The sequence below is a fragment of the Gordonia sp. ABSL11-1 genome (assembly GCF_030315685.1).
Classification (GTDB): Bacteria; Actinomycetota; Actinomycetes; order Mycobacteriales; family Mycobacteriaceae; genus Gordonia.
In genome coordinates this window covers 11,446-30,153 of record NZ_JASXSI010000006.1, presented here as the reverse complement: position 1 = coordinate 30,153, position 18,708 = coordinate 11,446, and the positions used below count along the sequence as shown (strand labels likewise).

Here is an 18,708-nt window from a genome sequence, read left to right as displayed (position 1 = left end):
AAGGCGGTCAGGCATCACCCGGAACGCGAGGTGAGGAGGCGGGAAGGTGCGCTGCCACGAGATCGTTCAGACGAGCGGCGACTTCCAGGAGCGGACGCGTGGACCGCTCGGCCTGCGCCATGATCACGGCTCCCTCGATCGCCGCCACGATGGTGATCGCGAGGGAGTCGGCGAGTTGCGGGTCGACGCCGTCGGCGACGAGACGTTCAGCGCTGACGGCCCGCCAATCCTCGAACACCTCGACGGCGACGTCCGTCGCCTCCGGCGCGGAATGGCGCCCCAGTGCGGCGGCGACCACGGGGCAGCCGGCGTCGAAGTCCGAATCGACGAGAACAGATGACCACATCTCGGCGAACGCCCCGATCGGATCGGGCGCGCGCATCAGCTTTCGCATGATCGCCGTGATCGCTGCGCCCGACGTCCGCGTCGTCGCGCACACGAGTTCGGCCTTCCCACCCGGGAAGTTCAGGTAGATCGACCTGCGTGCCACACCGCTCTGCTTCAGGATGTCGGCGACCCCGGTCCCGGCGACCCCGTAGCGCCGCATGAGTTCTGCTGTGGCGCTGGTCAGCTGATCGCGGACTGCCATCGAGGGCCCATCCTTTCGTGCCGACCGTGCAAGACCCTTGCAATATACCAGTCGGTCTACTACCGTCGCCAGGTAGACCGACCGGTATACGGACGCCGGGCCCCACATTCAGGAGTGAGATGACCACCACCGTGTCGCCGTCGACGCCGCTGACGTTGCCGTCGGGTCAGGTTCTTCCCAATCGCCTCATGAAGTCGGCACTCAGCGAGGGGCTCGGCGACAACGACGCGGGGCCTGACATCCGGTTGGAGCGGCTCTATTCGCGATGGGCCACAGGGGAATACGGACTGGTGGTGACCGGGAACGTGATGGTCGACCGACGGTATCTGGGTGAGCCCGGCAATGTCGTGATCGAAGACGACCGACACCTGGATGCGCTCACCCGGTGGGCGAAAACCACCCAGGACGGTGGCTCACCGATCTGGATGCAGCTGAATCACCCCGGACGGCAGGCGAACCCGCTGACGACAGCCGGTCCGATCGTCGCCCCGTCCGCGGTGCGGCTGGCGATACCCGGCATGCCGACGCCACGTGAACTCACCCACCCGGAGATCGAGGAGATCGTCGCGCGATTCGCCACCGCTGCCTCGGTCGCCGAGGCGGCAGGGTTCGACGGCGTGCAGATCCATGGCGCGCACGGCTACCTGATCTCCCAGTTCCTCTCACCGCAAGCCAATCGGCGCGAGGACCGCTGGGGTGGCTCCATCGAGAACCGGACCCGCTTCGCGCTCGAGGTGATCCGGCGAGTCCGTGCCGTGGTACGACCCGGATTCGGCGTGGGCATCAAACTCAACTCCGCCGACTTCCAGCGCGGAGGGTTCTCCGAGGACGACTCCCGTGCGGTCGTCGAGATGCTCGCGGCCGAGTCGCTCGATCTCATCGAGATCAGCGGCGGCAGTTACGAATCCCCGGCAATGATGGGACGGCCGGTGGCACGGGCGAGCACGCAGGCACGCGAAGCGTACTTCCTGGAGTACGCGGTCACCGTCCGCGACCTCACCGCGGGGATACCGCTCGCGGTGACCGGTGGCTTCCGCTCGCGTTCGGCCATCGCCGACGCTCTCGCCGAAGGGGCCTGTGACATCGTGGGTATCGGGCGGCCCACCGTCACCTCACCCGGTGCGGCACGCGAACTCATCACCGACGGCGCACACCGCCTCGACGTGCCACAGTTGTCCCTCCGGGTGCCGGCGAAGGCGGCCACCGTCGCATCGATCCGATCAATGGAGGGCGCACTGGATCTGCAATGGCATACCGACCAATTGCACCGGATGGGCGACGGACTCGACCCCGACCCGCTACGACCGCTGTGGAGGACCGCCATCACGACGGTGCGGCGCAACGGCGTCGACGCACTGCGCAGTACCCGAGGCCCCGTGGCCGCGCGAGGAACAGTGCGCAAGTTCCGGTTCGAACGGGCCGTCGGCCGTCACATTGCGAACCCGGCGGTGGCACTCCTGTCCCGCATCGGCATCACCACGCGACTGGCCACCGAACTCGAGACGACCGGCCGCCGATCGGGACAGGCCCGGGTCGTGCCCGTCTCTGCCGCTTTCGACGACGACGGCGCGTGGATCATCAGTCAACACGGTGCCCGGTCCGGGTGGGCGATCAACGTCGCCGCGGATTCTCGGGTGCGCATCCGGCAGGGAGCCCGATGGCGCAGCGGCACCGCCGAGTTCGTGCCCGGCGACGATGTCGTGGCCCGTGCTCGGACCTTCGCCTCCCGACCGTTGTTCGCCGGCATCACCGCGGCCGGTTTCCGTGCCCTGCAGAGCGATCCGATCTCGGTGCGGATCACCTTCACCGACTGACCACGACAGAGAATCGGAGAGACCTGACGATGAATCACGAACTCGACACGACCACCGTCACCGTCGAACGCGACGGTCATGTGCTGCTGATGGGTCTGAACCGTCCGGAGAAGCGCAATGCGTTCACCCGACAGATGCTTGCGGACCTGTCACGCGCCTACGGGCTGCTCGAGTCCGACGACGAGTTGCGCGTCGGAATCCTCTACGGCTGCGGTGACCATTTCACCGGCGGACTCGATCTCGTCGACGTGGCTCCGGCCATCGCCGAGGGCCGGTCACCCTTCCCGTCGGACGGCCGCGATCCGTGGCGTCTCGATGGGCCGTGGACCACGCCGGTGATCGCGGTGGCCCACGGGTGGTCGATGACGCTCGGCATCGAACTCCTGCTCGCCTCCGACATCCGGATCGCCGCCCGCGACGCGCGTTTCACTCAGATGGAGGTGCTGCGCGGGATCTATCCCTTCGGCGGTGCCACGATCCGGTTCGCACGGGAGGCCGGATGGGGAAACGCGATGCGCTGGTTGCTGACCGGAGACGAGTTCGACGCGGCAGAAGCACACCGCCTCGGGGTGGTGCAGGAGGTCACCGAGACCGCCGCCGACGCTCTCGCACGGGCACGGACGATCGCTGCGACGATTGCCGGTGGGGCGGCGCCGTTGGGTGTGCGTGCCACTCTGGAGTCCGCGCACCTTGCCCGCGACGAAGGTGATCGTGCGGCCGCCGACCGCCTGGTCCCGACACTGACCACGCTGCTCGGGTCCGCCGACGCCGCGGAGGGCATGTCATCGTTCGTCGAGCGGCGAGCAGCGGTCTTCAGTGGGCGGTGACCACTAGGGCGTCGGGGTGAGCGCTCCGATCGTGCGGATCGAGTCGTCGATGGTCGATCGCGATCCGCCCACCCGGTACGTCGCACCTCGATGGTTGTCCGGCAGATGATCTCCGCGGCCGAACAGCTTGTGCCGCAGCGTTCCCGGTGTATAGGTACGGTCGTAGACACCGCGCCGCTCCAACGCCGGCACGACGTGGGTCACGATGTCCTCGAACGAGCCCGGCGTGATCGCATAGGCGACATTGAAGCCGTCGACGTCGGTCTCGGTGACCCATTCCTGGAGCGACTCGGCGATCTCGTCGCCCGATCCGATCAGCACCGGACCCATTCCGCCGATGCCGCCCCACGCCGCGATGTCACGCACACTCCACTCCTTGCCCGAGTCGGAGGCCTGCTGGAACGCGGACACGGCCGACTGGATCGCATTGCTCTCGACGTTGCCGATCGGCTCGTCGAGGTCGTAGGACGCGAGGTCGATGCCCATCCACCCGGACATGAACACCAGCGAGCCCTCGTCGCTGGCGTAGCGCTGGTACTCGGTGGCCTTGGCGCGCGCGGCCTCGGGGGTCGAGTCGGTGATGATCGTGAGGAGGGTGTAGATGCGAGCGTCGTACGGATCGCGACCAGCCGTGACGAGTTCATCGCGGATCTGTGAGACGACTTCTCGCAGAATCGCTTTGGTCGGTGCCGCGACGAAGATCGCTTCGGCGTTCTGCGCGGCGAACCGTCGACCACGCGGTGACGCGCCGGCCTGGTAGATGACCGGCGAGCCCTGGGGCGACGGCTCGGACAGGTGAATGCCGGGCACCGAGAAGTGTTCGCCGCGATGACCGATGTGATGCACTTTTGCCGGATCGGCGAACACTCCGCGCGCGCGGTCGCGGCGGACCGCATCGCGCTCCCACGATCCCTCCCACAGCTTGTAGAGGACGGTGAGGTACTCGTCGGCGTGGTCGTAGCGCGCATCGTGGGCGAGTTGGTCCTCCTCGCCCATGTTTCGCGCCGCGGCGGGCAGGTAGCCCGTCACCACATTCCACCCGACACGCCCGCGCGTGAGGTGATCGAGAGTCGAGAGCCGACGGGCGAACGGATACGGGTGTTCGAACCCGGTTCCGGTGGTGATGCCGAAACCGAGATGCTCAGTGGCGTGAGCCATCGCGGAGACCAGCAGCAGCGGGTCGTTCACCGGGATCTGTGCGCCCTGCCGGATCGCGGCCTCGTCGGTGCCCGCGTACACGTCGTAGGTGCCGAGCACGTCGGCGATGAACAGTCCGTCGAATCCGCCGCGCTCCAGCAGCGTCGCGAGGTCGACCCAGTAGTCGATGGTGTTGTAGTCCCACGACCGATCGTCCGGGTGGCGCCACAGCCCGGGTGACTGGTGGGCGACACAGTTCATGTCGAAGGCGTTGAAACGGATCTGGCGGGGGCGGGACGGTTCGGACACCCGTGCGATGCTGCGAGGCCGATGGAAGGTACGCCAGGTTTGCGCGCACCGCGAATGTAAGCCGCGTGTCGCAGTGCAGGAGTAGTAGTGGAGGCATGCGTTCCACAGATGTCCTGATCGACGGTCTCACCCGTGTCTCGGAGAACGTCCACGCCGTCCTCGACGGCATCACCGCCGACCAACTCACGTTCCGGCCCGCTGCAGAGGCCAACACGATCGCGTGGCTGATCTGGCACCTCACCCGCGCCCAGGACGCGCAGATCGCCGACGTCGCCGGCACTGACGAGGTCTGGACAGCGTCGGGGTTCTACGACCGATTCAAGGTCCCGTTCCCGGCATCGGCGTCCGGGTACGGTCAGTCCGCGGACGAGGTCGGACAGGTCGTCGTCGAACCGGGATTGCTCGCCGAGTACTACGACGCGACCCACGACGCGTCCGTCGCCTATCTGAGAGGTCTGTCCGACGACGACCTGGACACCGTGATCGACGAGAACTGGGACCCACCGGTCACGCTGGGTGTGCGCCTGGTCAGCATCGTGGACGACGACGCCCAGCACGTCGGCCAGGCCGCGTATGTGCGTGGGCTCCAAGCTGATTCGTAGCTACGAACGACACCCCTTCAGCGTCTGGAAGTCGCCCGCGAATGCCGGGCCGCCCGAGCAGGTGGGACCGTTCTTGCCGTCGACGGTGACGGTTGCCCCCGGCCCTGCGATCGCGATGGCCCGGCCCGGCTTCACGCCGTTCATCGTCACGGTGGCGCCCTTGCCGACAGCGATCGCGGCCGGCCCGGCGTCGTTGTCGCCGGTCGCGGTGGCGGTGCCTCCGTTGTCGGTGATCGCCAGCGTGAGGCCGGTCGAGCCGGAGGACGCGCTGCAGTTCGGCATCGTCGAGGTCTGGCCCGGCAATGCGGGACAAACCTGTGGGGCGGCTTCTGCGGCGGGGCTCGCGGCAAGGGACACGCCGACGGCTCCGGCCGCTGCGATCACGAATCCGCCGACAACACGGGTGGTCTTGCGCATGATGATCTCCTTGGGTCGCTGGTTGCGTACCCGGGAGTTCGGAGCGGAACCGACTGTGGATTGCCTTCCCGCCGGATCATCGCGTCCCCGCACGCGTGAGACGATCGAGCGATGACCACGAGTCAGCCGTCGACCGACACCGACGCACCGAGCGAGTCGATGACCACGGTCATCATCGCGTTCTCGATGAATGTTCTCGTCGCCGTGGCGAAGACCATCGCCGCGGCTCTGACCGGATCGGCGTCGATGGTCGCAGAGTCTGCGCACAGCTGGGCGGATGCGGGCAACGAGGTCTTCCTGTTGATCGCCGAACGTCGCGGTAGCCGTGGGCGGGATCGGCGGCACCCGTTCGGTTACGGACGCGAGACGTACATCTGGTCCATGTTCGCGGCGTTCGGGCTGTTCACGGTCGGTGCTGTCGTCTCGGTGATGCACGGCATCTCGGCGCTGACCGAACCGGAGGCCGAGAGCAACTATCTGGTCGGGTACGTCGTCCTGGCGATCTCCGCGGTGCTGGAGGCCGTCTCGTTCCTGCAGTCGGTCCGGCAGGCGACCGCGGGTGGTGAGCGGTTCTCGATGCACCCGCTGCGGTTCGTGAACCGGACCTCGAACACCACGCTGCGCGCCGTGTTCGCCGAGGACTCCGCAGCCCTCATCGGTCTGGCGATCGCCGCGATGGGCATGGCACTGCACCAGATCACCGGCAACGCGGTCTGGGATGCCATCGGCTCGATCCTGGTGGGCATCCTGCTGGGATTCATCGCAGTGTTCCTCATCAAACGCAACGGCGAGTTCCTGCTCGGTCAGTCGGCCATGCCGGCCACACGCTCGCAGATCCTGCGTGCACTTCTCGATCACCCGGACATCGATCGCGTCACCTATCTGCATGCCGAGTACGTCGGGCCCAGCCGGTACTACCTCGTCGCCGCCGTCGACATCGTCGGCGATCTCGCCGAGCACGATCTCGCGACACGTCTGCGCGGTCTGGAGGCCGAGATCGAGCGGCGCGACAGTATCGTCGAGGCGGTCCTGACCCTGTCGACGACCGACGAGACGTCGCTGGCGCCCTGACCGCATCGGTCGCCGTGCCGGGTCACCCGGTACGTTGGCTCAGGTGGACCTCCGCATCTTCACCGAACCCCAGCAAGGCGCGACCTACGACGACCTGCTCCGCGTGGCACGAACCACCGAGGACCTCGGCTTCGACGCGTTCTTCCGCTCCGACCACTACCTCGCCATGAATGCCGAGGGACTGCCCGGGCCGACCGACGCATGGCTCACACTGGCCGGACTGGCCCGCGAGACCTCGAGGATCCGGCTGGGCACGCTCGTGACGTCGGCGACCTTCCGTCACCCGGGACCGCTGGCGATCTCGGTCGCCCAGGTCGACCAGATGAGCGGTGGCCGCGTCGAATTGGGACTCGGCGCGGGCTGGTTCGAGGGCGAACACTCTGCATATGGGATTCCGTTCCCGCCGCTGGGGGAGCGGTTCGACCGGCTCGAGGAGTCCTTCGAGATCATCACCGGGCTCTGGGGCACGCCGGAGGGACGCCGGTTCGATCATCAGGGCGCCCACTATCGGCTCACCGACTCGCCTGCACTGCCCAAGCCGGCGCAATCACCTCGTCCGCCGATCATCGTGGGCGGTGCCGGGAAGAAGCGGACCCCGGCGCTCGCCGCCCGTTTCGCCGACGAATTCAACTGCGCGTTCGTGCCTGCAGACACCGCGGCCGAGCAGATCGGACGCGTCCGTGCGGCGTGCGCGAAAGCCGGGCGTCGACCGGAGACGATGACCTACTCGGCAGCCCTCGTCTTGTGTTGCGGACGAGACGAATCGGAACTCGCACGGCGCGCGGACGCCATCGGTCGCGACGTCGGCGAACTGCGCGAGAACGGTGCGGCCGGCACGCCCGACGAGGTCGTCGAGACCATCGAACGCTATCGCGAGGCCGGGATCAGCCGCATCTACCTGCAGACCCTCGACCTGACCGATCTCGATCACCTCGAACTGGTCGCGAAAGAGGTTGCCCCACAGCTCGTCAGGTGAGTTCGGCGATCATCGCCCGCGTGATCCAGTCGCGATATCGCTCTTTCGACCATCCGCGCTGCACCACGAGCAACTCGTAGATCTCGGGAGAGATCAACGTCCACAGGCTGTCCCGGGCCTCCTCCACTGAGAGCGCACGCCGGAGGCCGCCGGCCTCCGCGAGATGGGTGGCCAGCATGGTCATCCCACGTAGCCGTTGCTCGAGTGTCTGGGCCCACAACGCGGCCAGAGCGTCGTCGGAGCGGGCTCCGTCACGGATGACGAGCGTGAGTCGACCCGCCCTATCGCTACGCGCGGCGGCCACCGCGGCGTACATCTCGAGCTTGGTGCGGATGTCGGGCTCGTCGTCGATCGCCCGTGACTCCGGGCGGTCCGCGACGGCGACGGGCTCGTCGTCGCCGGCCAGTGCCTGGTCGTACGCCACCTTGAGCAGGCCCGCCTTGCCCCCGAACGACTTGTAGATCGTCTCCGGGGAGACTCCCGCGTCGGCAGCGATGTCGGCAATGGTCACGGAGTACCCGTGGCGTTCGAACATCCGGGTCGCCACGAGCACGATCTCGCGGCGACGCTGTCGGGCACGATCCCGTCGGCCGGTCGCATCGTATCCGCGCTGCCTATTGACTCCAGTCACCCTGTAATGAATACTCGATTTTCAGTACAGACTAACTGGAATGAAAGTCTTCGGAGGTCGCGATGGGCCGGTCAACCGATCTGATCGATGTGGCTGTTCGTGCGGTGACCATCATGGGCGCCGGAACGCGCACCGAGTTCGACGAGGTCACGCACCCGGAGATGGTCAACCGGGAGGCGGCCGTCGAACCCCCGGACTGTCGGGGTGTGGGTCCGGACGCTGCGTGGGCGACTGCCGAGTGGTTACGGTCCGCGTTCACCGGTCTGCGCCACGACGTGCAGGAGGTGGTTGCCGCCGGGGACATCGTCGTCATTCACACGACGATGTCCGGGACGCACACCGGGGCGTTCGTCGTCTATGACGACGGTGGGGACGTGAAACAGGTGTTCGCGCCCACCGGCAGAACGTTCGAGATCACCCAGTCCCATTGGTTCCGCATGAGTGACGGATTGTGCATCGAGCACTGGGCCAATCGTGATGATCTCGGAATGGGCGAACAACTCGGCTGGGTGCCTCCGTCGCCGCTGTATCTCCTGCGCTGCGCGCGTGCCAAACGCGCGGCGGTCCGGGCGCGACGTCGGTGAGCGTCAGCGGAGTTCGAACGACGCGTGCATCTCCCAGTACAGGATCTCGGCCTCCGCGCCCCCGGCCAGCCGGACTCCATCCGAATCGGTCAGACGAACCGCGTCACCCTGTTCCAGGGGGCCCACCCCGTCGACGACGACCTCACCGGAAGCCACGTACAGGTGCCCGAACGGTGATCCCGGAAGCTGCGCCTCCTGGCCGTTGCGAAGACGTGCGACATGCAGTGCGGCGTGGCTGCTCTCGAGTGGAACCGCGGCGGTCTCGGCATCACGCGCCAGGCCGGACACGACGACGACCGGTGTGCCGCCGGACAGCTCCTCGGTGAAATCGTGCTCTGCGTAACCGGGTTCGCCGCCGGGGCGATCCGGCGCGATCCACATCTGCACCACCCGGAGTGGCCCACCGTCGCGCCGTGATGATGCGTTTCCCTCGGCGTGGGTGATGCCGCGCCCCGCCGACATCCGCTGGATCACACCGGGACCGAGGGTGCCGCGATGACCTCTCGAATCCCGATGATGCAGCGTGCCCTCCAAGACCCAGGTCACGATCTCCGCGTCGTGATGGTGATGCATGTCGAGACCCTCGCCGGCGTCGACCCGATCGTCGTTGTGCACGAGCAGGACTCCGTGCGCATTCGCTGACAGATCGAAGTTTCCGGTCGCGGGGAACGACTGCCACGACTCGAGCCACTCGTTGCGCCAGTGGTGTCGCTGCGTCCCGCGGATCAGTTGTGGTGTCATCAGTGTGCTCTCGCATCGGTGAGGCGGTCGGACAGGCGGGTCATGATGTCGAGCAGGGCCCGGCCGTCGGCGTCGGAGATCGCGTCCACGAACAACTCGTCGACGCACCGCGCATGATCGCGGGCTGCCGTACGGAAGGCGGTGGCCCCGGCCGCAGTGAGGACCGCGTAGCTGCCACGCCGATCCTCGTCCGCACGCTCCCGGCGCAGCCAGTCGCGGCGGACAAGGGTGTCGATCTGATACGACAGACGCGACGTCGAGAACACCAGACGGTCAGACAGATCGCGCATGCGCAGGCGGCGATCCGGTGCGTCGTGCAGCAACATCAGCACCTGATAGTCCGCCAGCGACATGCCCGAGCCCGCCTTGAGATCGTCGTCGAGCATCGTCTGCAACCGCGCGCTGGTCTCGATGAAGACCTGCCATGCTGCACGCCGCGGATCCCGTTGGGCGGCAGAGCGGCTCATCGTGAGGTGTGCGGTATCAAGGCGTCGGCGGGGACGACCCCGAGCCGTCCCGCTCGGAAGTCCTCCATCGCCTCGATGAGTTGCTGGCGTGTGTTCATCACGAACGGCCCGTATTGGACAACCGGTTCGCGGATGGGTCGTCCGCCCAGCACGAGCACCTCGAGTGCCGGACGGTTGGCGTCCTGGGCCTCGTCGGCGGACACCGTGATCCGATCCCCGGCGCCGAACAGCGCGAGCTGCCCCTGGTGGATCGGTCGTTGCTCCGCCCCGACGGTCCCGCGACCCGACAAGACGTACACCAGCGCGTTGAAGTCGGGCTGCCACGGCATCGACAGCCGAGCTCCCGGCTCAACGGTCGCGTGCGCGAACGTGATCGGCGTGTGTGTCGCACCGGGTCCGCTGTGGCCGCCGACGTCACCCGCGACGACTCGGATCAACGATCCGGCATCCTCTGAGGTCAGCAGCGCGGTCTGAGCGCCCTCGAGGTTCTGATACTTCGGGGTCAAGAACTTGTCCGCGGCCGGAAGATTGACCCACAGTTGAATGCCGTGGAACAGACCGCCGGAGTCGACCAGTTCAGCCGGTGGGGTCTCGATGTGCAGAATCCCGGCGCCTGCGGTCATCCATTGCGTTGCTCCGTTCTCGATGAGGCCACCGCCGCCGGTCGAGTCCTGATGTTGGAACCGGCCGTCGATCATGTAGGTGACCGTCTCGAAGCCGCGGTGGGGATGCCACGACGTCCCCTTCGGTTCGCCCGGCTCGTACTCGACCTCACCCATCTGGTCCATGTGGACGAACGGATCGAGATCGGCGGCCGACACCCCGGCGAATGCGCGGACGACGGGGAAGCCTTCGCCCTCATATCCTCGCGGCCCGGTGGTGATCGATCGCACCGGCCGCTCGACATCCGTGGGTGCGGGCGAGGCCAGGCGGGGCAGGGTCAACGTGTCAGCGGTGACGGCGGGCATGGTGAGCTCCTCTCGAAGTAGCTCAATTTTGAGCTATGTGGAGGGAACGTCTCGGTGGGTCGCCGATATTCCGACTCCTCCGTCAGGGAGGTCCCCTCGATCGTCCGCCAGGAGCGTCACCCGCTGTGGATAATCACGGCATGGCCGACAAAGGTATCGACAATCGGGGGACCGGCAGCGACGAGCGGCCGCAGGAGCGGCAACGGTTCAGGAAGCTCGCCCAGGCTGCCTTGAACGCCGACGTCACCGTCGATCAGGTCGAGGGCATTCTGTCCGACCTGGGCGAGGTGCTCGTAGACATGAACAAGACGATCGGTGGGCTCGACGGTGCGATCGACACTCTCGACAGCACGCTGTCGCGCCTGTCCGGAACCCTCGATCAGGTGGACTCCACGGTTGTGGCGATGGGCGACGTCGTCGGCCGGCTCGAACGTGTCGTCAGCCGGGTCGAGGCGCTCGTCGGTATCGGCGAGGTCGCGATGCGACCGCTCGGCGCGATCGAGTCGGCAGGTCGTGGCCTTGCGTCCCGACTCGGCTTCATCAGCTGAGCAGAAGGGACACAATGACCGACATGACAGCTGAAGAACGCACCTTTCGCGGACGCCACGGCGAGACCATCACCTACGACCTGAGCCGCCCGGACCGCTCACCGCGCGCAGCGGTGGTCATCGCGCACGGCCTCGGCGAACATGGCCGCCGCTACACCCACGTCGTCGAACGTCTCGTCGACGCCGGCTATCAGGTTGCCGTTCCCGATCACCTGGGCCACGGTCGATCCGGCGGCAAACGAATACGCGTGCAACGGTTCTCGCAGTTCACCGACGACCTCGGGACGGTGATCGACGAGACGGCGCTCGACGACGCGCCGTCGATCCTCATCGGACACAGCATGGGTGGCTGCATCGCACTCGACTACGCACTGGACCATCAGGACCGACTCGCCTGCCTGATCCTGTCCGGGGCGGCGGTGATGCCGGGTGACGATCTGTCACCGATCGCGATCAGACTCGCGCCGTTGCTGGCGCGCGTCGCGCCGGGACTGCCGACGACAGCTCTCGACTCGTCGAATATCTCGCGGGATGCCAAGGTCGTCGCCGACTACAACGCCGATCCACTGGTGACCCGGGCCAAGATCCCCGCCGACCTCGGTGCGGCGATGATCTCGACGATGCAGTCGTTCCCGCGACGACTGCCGTCGATGCATCTGCCGTTGCTGGTCATGCACGGAGGCGACGACACGCTCACCAGCCCCGCCGGCAGCGAGCTGGTGGACCGCCTCGCATCGTCGGAGGACAAGACGCTCGCCATCTACGACGGGCTGTATCACGAGATCTTCAACGAACCTGAACGGGACCGCGTCCTCACGGACGTGATCGACTGGCTGGACAAGCGGATGCCGGCCTGAGGGAAGCGAATCCGACAGGCCGGCAACCGTTCGGTCGGGAGGGTCAGCGGGTCGGGGTCGTCGTCGGCGCCGACGAGGAGGCCGAGTTCGGGATCACCGTCAGCGACTGCCTGGTGTCCGGCGCGGTCGGGACGTCGGACGTGGCGGGGGCCGATGGGGCGACAGCCTCGACTGGGGTGTCCGGTGCGATCGGGTCGTCGGCGGACGGGGACTCGGAGGCCGAAGTCTCGGCCGTGCTCGACTCAGCGGCCGGGGATGTGGTCCCGGATTCGGTGCTGGTGCCCGACTCCGCCGAACTCGTCGATGCCGACGACTCACCGGAAGCGACCGCGAGGTCGGACGAGGCGAGCACCGGCGACGCCTTCGCGGCGACCAGGGCGGCCTGCGTGGCCTTGGTGGCGCCGTCGGGATCGGGCGATCCGGCGGCGCTGACGAGCTGGACCTTCTGCGTGACCGGCGGGTTGTTGCGCAGGGCGTCGAGCACGTGCGGCTTGCCGTCGGACAGCGCCCGGCCCCAGTTCTCCCAGGTGTGACCGCCGTAGTTGGGCAACGAGATGACCGATGCCCCGGACTGCGCGGCCTGTAGCTGCATCAACACGGTGGACACGGCCGAGAGGATCTCGAGGGCGATCGCACTGATCTGGTCCTGCTGCGACAGCTTCGACATCTCGCTCGGCGTGAGGAATCCGTTGCCCGACGAGATGATCAGGACCTGCCCGTTCTCGGCGAGCTTGTTGACGTTCTTCGACGGGTCGTTGTCGGTCCAACGCTGGCTTCCCGGCGCGCCCCACATGTTGAGGATGCCGTTGGTGTAGTTCGACACCATGGTCTGGCTGGCGAAGACGCCGGCCGCGCCGAGCGGATTGTCGGTCTGGTAGTACCCGGACATCGCCTGCACGACCTTGAACTGCTCCGGGTGACGTTCGGCAAGCGTCACCGCCGGTCCGCCCGACATCGACAGTCCGACGATGGCGTTGTTGTTCTTGCTCACGCCGAAGTTCGCGGCAAGGAAGTCGGGGAGTTCCTCGGTCAGGAACGTCTCCTGCTTGATCGTGGTGTTCTTGTCGCCGGCCCCGCCGTCCCAGTCGGTGTAGAACGACGACGCCCCGCCGACCGGCATGACCAGAGTCGTGTCCGTGCTGCCGTCGTACACCTTGGCCGCCTGGACGTCGGTGGTCCAGGCCGAGCGGTCCTCGGCGGCGCGCATGCCGTCGAGCAGATAGATCCCGTTGTCGCTGCCGTTCGACGCGCGGATCTGGACGATGACGTACTTGTTCTGCGACTTCGACCAGACCTTGCAGTTCTGCACGTAGTTGCCGGACTTGTCCCAGGTGCAGCCCTGCCGCAGTACCTCCGGGTGACCGGTCAGTGCCGATGCGCGGTTGTTGCCGGAGATCAGCGTGCTGATCCCGAAGAGGACGATGCTGAGGACGGCGATCACCGCGACGCCGGCGAGCTGGCGGCGGCCGCTGCGGCGCGGCCGCTGATCTGCGGAGACGGGCGCGGAATCGGCGGCGGCCTCGGGCGCCACCTGCCATCCCTCCGGAATGCCGGTCGGTTGGGACGAGTCCGACGGGGACGATCCCGATGACGACGATTCGGGTGAGGTGGACATCTGACTCCTGACACACTTGCGCTGGTGATACCCCGGCACACGAACGCCCCGCGGGGTACAGCCGTGTTGTCTCGTCTGTCGCGCATCGACGCTTCGGTGTTACAGCTGTCGGCGGCTCGACTAGGCTGTGAAAACGCTGTGAGACGGGCGGATTCGTGTCCGTGAGGGATGGAGAACCGATGTCGAGACGATGGGTGATCGCGCTCGGCGCAGCCCTCCTGGTGATGGTCGGGTGGCAGGTTCCGGTCGCGACGGCTGCACCGTCGTCGCCGCTGCCCAGCGCGGACCCGTTCTATCGTGCGGGACCCGGTCTCGGCGAGCATCGGCCGGGTGACGTGCTGCGGACCCGTCCGGCACGGTTCGTCGCCCGCGGGGTGACGGTGCCGGTGACCTCGACGCAGGTGCTCTACCGCAGCAACGACGACTTCCGCAGCCCGATCGCCGGCGTCACGACGATCCTCCGGCCGGGTGTGCCGAACGGCCGGATGGTGTCGTTCCACATGGCCTACGACGCCCTGGGGCCGCAGTGCGATCCGTCGTACACGCTGCAGGGCAACAAGCCCAGTCGGGCGGCGCAGTTCGAGGAGATCGCGATCGCGGGTTACCTCGCGGCGGGATACACCGTCGTCGTCCCCGACTACGAGGGGCAGCGCCAGGAGTGGACCATCGGTCGGCAGTCGGGATATCTGGCCCTCGACGGCATCCGGGCCGCGCAGTCGGTCCTGCGTCTGCCGCGCTCCACACCGGTGGGCATGATCGGGTATTCCGGCGGTTCGGTTCCCACCGGGTTCGGTGCCGAACTGGCCCCGACCTACGCGCCGGAACTCGCCGTCGTCGGGGCGGCGGCGGGTGGCATCCCGGTGAATCTCGCGCACAATCTCCCGTACGTGAGCGGTAGCAAGGAGTGGTCGGGCGTGATGCCGGCACTGGTGGTCGCCTATCAGCGGGCCTATGACCTCGATCTCGCGTCGTTCCTGTCGCCGTACGGGCAGCGTCTGGTGACCACGGTGAGCAGCCAGTGCATCCTCGATTTCGCCGCCGACTACCCGGGACTCACCGACGGTCAGATGGTGCGGTCACCGTATCGCGGATTCCTGCAGGTGCCCGCCCTGCGATCGGCGATCGCGCGCAACGTGATGGGCACCGCCGGTACGCCGCGCGCACCGATGATGCTGGCCGTCGGGCAGAAGGATGCCGTCGGTGACGGGGTCATGGTGGCCGCCGACGTCGCCGGGCTCGCCCGCACCTTCTGTGCACGAGGGGTACCGACGCAGTTCCACCGATATCAGGGGGACGCGCACGGGGCCGCGTTCATCCCGTTCCAGCGTGACGCCGCGGCCTTCCTGAACGACCGGTTCGCCGGGCGGCCGACCGGCGGATGCTGACGTCCTGACGGCATGGACTGGAGGCGCGGCCCTTGGAGTGGCACCGGAATCTACGTCAGATAACGGACGTCTGCACATGTGGGAAGGCGCATTCTGAGAGCACGGCGTGGACGAGCCCCCACGCGCAGACCTCTCCCGAGAAAGCGACGACCCGCATGACCACGACCGAAGCCTCCCCGTCCCGTCCCGCGCCGGTGGATATGGCCCGCCACGCCCACCTGTCCGGCGTCTTCGCGCCGCAGCGCGAGGAGGTCGACGTCACCGACCTCGAGGTCACCGGTGAACTCCCGGCCGATCTTCGCGGCAGTTACCTGCGCAACGGCCCGAATCCGCGATTCGACCCGATCGGTTCCTATGTCTTTCCGCTCGACGGCGACGCGATGGTGCATCGCCTCGAGATTGACGGGGGCACAGTGGATTACCGGAATCGGTTCGTTCGGACACCGATGGTGCTCGCCGAGGAGGAGGCGGGTCATGCGATCTGGTCAGGTCTGACCGACGGCTACTCTCCCTCGGCCGAGGAGGTCGGACCCGATCTCGCCGGGTCGTTCCGCCACCTGCCCGACATCAACATCGTCCAGCATGCGGGCAAGCTGTTCGCGATGGCCGAGTCCGATCAGCCGTACCGGCTGGACTGCGCCGACCTCTCCACCATCGGCCGCGAGAGTTTCGACGGCGCAATGCCGTTCGGCACGACGGCGCATCCGAAGATCGACCCGGAGACCGGTGAGCTGGTCATCTTCGACTATGTGTTCGATGCCCCCTACCTGACGTGGTCCGTCGTCGGTCCGGACGGGACGGTCCGTCGGCCACCGACCCCGGTCGAGGGTCTCGACGCGCCACTGATGATCCACGACATGGCGCTGACATCGCGGTACGTGGTGCTGTTCCTGTGCCCGTTGATCTTCGACATCAACGCCATGGTCAGCGGCGGCGGGCTCCTGCAGTGGCATCCGGAGCGCGGCACGCGGATCGCGCTGGTCCCGCGTGACGGCGGCGCCATCCGCTGGATCGACTGCGAGCCGATGTGGGTGTGGCACTTCGCCAATGCCTTCGACACCCCTCAGTCGACGACCGTCACCGTCGATTACGTGCAGTGGAACTATCCGGGCGGCTTCGCCGACATCGCACAACCGGCATCGTCGGAGATGGTGCGTGCCGTACTCGATCCAGACCGTGGAACGATCGGCCGCACCACCCTCGGTGGCGCCCCGGATGTCGAGTTCCCGCGGGTCGACGACCGGCTGCTGACGCGTTCGCATACCTGTATCGCCACTGTCGAGGCGGGCGACGGCGACCGTCGCGGCCGGGACAGCCTGTGGTTCCTCGATGTGCAGTCGGCGAGTGAAACCCGGTGGAGTCCAGGTGTTGCGCTCGGTGAGCCGATCCACATGCCGGGATCGGAGCACAACTACTGGGGCGCCTATGGCACCGATCCGACGGACCTCACGTCGTACTTCTACGTGCTCGCCGCCGACGACCCGTCCGCCGGGCCCCTGGCCACCGTCCGGATGCCCATCCGGGTGCCCGCGGGCCTGCACGGGGCCTGGTTGCCTGCGGAGTGACGACGGGAGGAGGGCCACTCTCGGGGCCGGCCCTCCCGGAGATGCGCCGGCAAACGCGTCCGCCGTGGGGCCGCGATCGACAGATCGTCGACGACGGCTCCACGGTGGGCGGTTTTCTGGGGCGCTTTACCGGACTGGGCTCAGGCGTCGTACCCGAGCAACGACTTGACCTCGAGGAACTCGTCGAAGGCATAGTCGCCCCACTCGCGGCCGTTGCCGCTCTGCTTGTACCCGCCGAACGGGGCGACCGGATCGAGCTGTGCGCCGTTGAGCGAGATGGAGCCCGCGCGGATGCGGGAGCCCACCTTGCGCACCTCGTCGACGTCCTTGCCCGAGACATAGCCTGCGAGACCGTATTCGGTGTCGTTGGCGATCTCGACGGCGTTGTCGACGTCGTCGTAGCCGATCATCACCAGCACGGGTCCGAATACCTCGGTCCGGGCGATCTCCATGTCGTTGGTGACATCCGAGAAGACCGTCGGCTTCACGTAGTAGCCGGTGGGCAGGTCGTCCGGACGACCCGCGCCGCCGAAGACCACGTTCGCGCCGTCGCCGACCGCGCGCTCGATGAGGCCCTGGATCTTGTCGAACTGTGCCTCGGACACCACTGGTCCGAGACGGACGTCGCCGCTCGGGTCGCCGACGGTCAGCGTGTCCTGGACGGACTTCGCCGCCTCGGCCGCCTCGGCCAGGCGGGCCGTGGGCACCAACATGCGGGTCGGAGCGTTGCACGACTGCCCGGAGTTCATCATGACCGCCGCGACACCTCCGGCGACGTTGGCCGCGAAGTCCTCGTCGTCGAGGATCACGTTCGGGCTCTTGCCGCCGAGTTCCTGCGACACCCGCTTGACGGTCGGGGCCGCGTTCTTGGCGACCTCGATGCCGGCGCGGGTGCTGCCCGTGAACGACACCATGTCGATCCCCGGGTGCGACGAGATGGCGGCTCCGACGCCCGGTCCGTCGCCGTTGACCAGGTTGAACACGCCTGCGGGAACGCCTGCGGCGTCGAAGATCTCGGCGACGATGGCCGCACTGAAGGGTGCGATCTCGGACGGCTTGAGAACCATCGTGCAGCCGGTGGCCAGGGCCGGTGCGACCTTGACCATGACCTGGTTCAGCGGCCAGTTCCACGGGGTGATGAATCCGCAGACACCGATCGGTTCTTTGACGATGCGCGACGTCCCGCGGTCCTCGCTGAACGCGAACGTGGGCAGCTGGGCCGCCGCGGTCATCAGATGGGCGAGACCGATGGGCACCTGCACGTTGTTCGACAACCCGCTCGGCGCGCCCATCTCCTCGGTCACGGCGGCGGCGAGGTCGGGCATCCGTTTCTGGTACTCGGCGACGACGGCGTTGAGAACGTCGACCCGCTCGTCGACGCTGGTCTGGCTCCACGTGGTGAACGCTTTGCGGGCGGCGTCGACCGCGGCATCGACGTCGGCGGCGGTGCCCAGGGCGACGTGCCCGGCCGCCTTCTCGGTGGCGGGGTTGATCACGTCGACCAGATTGAGTTCGGCGGGCTCCACCCACTGGCCGTCGATGTAGAACTTGGAGATCTCGCGCATGTGTTCCTCCGTCTCGGCGCGGTGTTGTCGACACCACACT

19 protein-coding genes are annotated in these 18,708 nt (G+C 67.4%); 10 read left to right on the top strand and 9 right to left on the bottom strand.

The annotated features are described in order from the left end of the window. Nucleotides 1–7: 7 nt before the first annotated feature. Nucleotides 8–589 carry a TetR/AcrR family transcriptional regulator gene (locus QSJ19_RS08810; RefSeq protein ID WP_286319717.1) on the bottom strand — a complete coding sequence of 194 codons (582 nt, stop codon included), beginning with the start codon at nt 587–589 and terminating at the stop codon, nt 8–10. Nucleotides 590–708: 119 nt separating this feature from the next. On the opposite strand from QSJ19_RS08810, the gene QSJ19_RS08805 reads away from it, so the two are divergent. Beyond that, entirely contained in the window at nt 709–2,403 is a 1,695-nt protein-coding gene (locus tag QSJ19_RS08805) for a nitroreductase family deazaflavin-dependent oxidoreductase (RefSeq protein ID WP_286319716.1), read from the top strand. A 29-nt stretch (nt 2,404–2,432) separates the two neighbouring features. Continuing rightward, nucleotides 2,433–3,230, top strand: a complete 798-nt coding sequence (locus tag QSJ19_RS08800; RefSeq protein WP_286319715.1) for a crotonase/enoyl-CoA hydratase family protein — start codon at nt 2,433–2,435, stop codon at nt 3,228–3,230. Between the two features lie 3 nt (nt 3,231–3,233). Here the strand turns inward: QSJ19_RS08800 and QSJ19_RS08795 are convergent, their stop codons facing one another. Beyond that, on the bottom strand, nt 3,234–4,628 hold the full coding sequence (locus QSJ19_RS08795) for an LLM class flavin-dependent oxidoreductase (RefSeq protein WP_286320010.1): 1,395 nt from the start codon (nt 4,626–4,628) through the stop codon (nt 3,234–3,236). A 143-nt stretch (nt 4,629–4,771) separates the two neighbouring features. Here QSJ19_RS08795 and QSJ19_RS08790 point away from each other — a divergent pair, with 143 nt between their 5' ends. Next, entirely contained in the window at nt 4,772–5,278 is a 507-nt protein-coding gene (locus tag QSJ19_RS08790) for a mycothiol transferase (RefSeq protein ID WP_286319714.1), read from the top strand. Here QSJ19_RS08790 and QSJ19_RS08785 read toward each other — a convergent pair whose 3' ends face one another. Then, nucleotides 5,279–5,695 (bottom strand): hypothetical protein, encoded by a 417-nt coding sequence (locus tag QSJ19_RS08785; RefSeq protein ID WP_286319713.1) that lies wholly within the window; start codon nt 5,693–5,695, stop codon nt 5,279–5,281. 111 nt (nt 5,696–5,806) lie between these two features. Here QSJ19_RS08785 and QSJ19_RS08780 point away from each other — a divergent pair, with 111 nt between their 5' ends. Both QSJ19_RS08780 and QSJ19_RS08775 read left to right on the top strand, forming a co-directional pair. After that, complete coding sequence (locus tag QSJ19_RS08780; protein WP_286319712.1) at nt 5,807–6,766, top strand: cation diffusion facilitator family transporter; 960 nt, start codon at nt 5,807–5,809, stop codon at nt 6,764–6,766. 43 nt (nt 6,767–6,809) lie between these two features. Further along, a complete protein-coding gene (locus tag QSJ19_RS08775; protein WP_286319711.1) occupies nt 6,810–7,742 on the top strand; it encodes an LLM class F420-dependent oxidoreductase in 933 nt (310 codons plus the stop codon). Here the strand turns inward: QSJ19_RS08775 and QSJ19_RS08770 are convergent. After that, nucleotides 7,735–8,373 carry a TetR/AcrR family transcriptional regulator gene (locus tag QSJ19_RS08770; RefSeq protein ID WP_286319710.1) on the bottom strand — a complete coding sequence of 213 codons (639 nt, stop codon included), beginning with the start codon at nt 8,371–8,373 and terminating at the stop codon, nt 7,735–7,737. The genes QSJ19_RS08775 and QSJ19_RS08770 overlap by 8 nt on opposite strands. A gap of 62 nt (nt 8,374–8,435) precedes the next feature. Between QSJ19_RS08770 and QSJ19_RS08765 the strand changes: the two genes are divergently transcribed. Next, entirely contained in the window at nt 8,436–8,957 is a 522-nt protein-coding gene (locus QSJ19_RS08765) for an ester cyclase (RefSeq protein ID WP_286319709.1), read from the top strand. Between the two features lie 3 nt (nt 8,958–8,960). Here the strand turns inward: QSJ19_RS08765 and QSJ19_RS08760 are convergent, their stop codons facing one another. From QSJ19_RS08760 to QSJ19_RS08750, 3 genes are read right to left on the bottom strand one after another with little or no spacing between them, the layout of a single operon-like run. Beyond that, nucleotides 8,961–9,698, bottom strand: a complete 738-nt coding sequence (locus QSJ19_RS08760; RefSeq protein WP_286319706.1) for a pirin family protein — start codon at nt 9,696–9,698, stop codon at nt 8,961–8,963. After that, the gene (locus QSJ19_RS08755; RefSeq protein WP_286319705.1) at nt 9,698–10,165 is read right to left on the bottom strand and encodes a MarR family winged helix-turn-helix transcriptional regulator; all 468 of its coding nucleotides are present in this window, start codon (nt 10,163–10,165) and stop codon (nt 9,698–9,700) included. The genes QSJ19_RS08760 and QSJ19_RS08755 overlap by 1 nt, the downstream gene beginning before the upstream one ends. Then, nucleotides 10,162–11,133: a pirin family protein gene (locus QSJ19_RS08750; RefSeq protein WP_286319704.1), complete on the bottom strand. Its 972-nt coding sequence runs from the start codon at nt 11,131–11,133 to the stop codon at nt 10,162–10,164. The genes QSJ19_RS08755 and QSJ19_RS08750 overlap by 4 nt, the downstream gene beginning before the upstream one ends. Nucleotides 11,134–11,273: 140 nt before the next feature. On the opposite strand from QSJ19_RS08750, the gene QSJ19_RS08745 reads away from it, so the two are divergent. Beyond that, nucleotides 11,274–11,681 carry a hypothetical protein gene (locus tag QSJ19_RS08745; RefSeq protein ID WP_286319703.1) on the top strand — a complete coding sequence of 136 codons (408 nt, stop codon included), beginning with the start codon at nt 11,274–11,276 and terminating at the stop codon, nt 11,679–11,681. A gap of 23 nt (nt 11,682–11,704) precedes the next feature. Continuing rightward, entirely contained in the window at nt 11,705–12,538 is an 834-nt protein-coding gene (locus QSJ19_RS08740) for an alpha/beta hydrolase (protein WP_286319702.1), read from the top strand. Between the two features lie 43 nt (nt 12,539–12,581). Here QSJ19_RS08740 and QSJ19_RS08735 read toward each other — a convergent pair whose 3' ends face one another. Continuing rightward, nucleotides 12,582–14,153, bottom strand: a complete 1,572-nt coding sequence (locus QSJ19_RS08735; RefSeq protein WP_286319701.1) for an alpha/beta hydrolase — start codon at nt 14,151–14,153, stop codon at nt 12,582–12,584. Between the two features lie 179 nt (nt 14,154–14,332). Here QSJ19_RS08735 and QSJ19_RS08730 point away from each other — a divergent pair, with 179 nt between their 5' ends. Both QSJ19_RS08730 and QSJ19_RS08725 read left to right on the top strand, forming a co-directional pair. Next, nucleotides 14,333–15,538 carry a lipase family protein gene (locus QSJ19_RS08730; RefSeq protein ID WP_286319699.1) on the top strand — a complete coding sequence of 402 codons (1,206 nt, stop codon included), beginning with the start codon at nt 14,333–14,335 and terminating at the stop codon, nt 15,536–15,538. Nucleotides 15,539–15,693: 155 nt separating this feature from the next. After that, nucleotides 15,694–17,103: a carotenoid oxygenase family protein gene (locus QSJ19_RS08725; RefSeq protein WP_286319697.1), complete on the top strand. Its 1,410-nt coding sequence runs from the start codon at nt 15,694–15,696 to the stop codon at nt 17,101–17,103. A gap of 140 nt (nt 17,104–17,243) precedes the next feature. On the opposite strand, the gene QSJ19_RS08720 is transcribed toward QSJ19_RS08725, so the two are convergent. Continuing rightward, a complete protein-coding gene (locus tag QSJ19_RS08720) occupies nt 17,244–18,668 on the bottom strand; it encodes an aldehyde dehydrogenase family protein (protein WP_286319696.1) in 1,425 nt (474 codons plus the stop codon). Between the last annotated feature and the right edge of the window lie 40 nt (nt 18,669–18,708).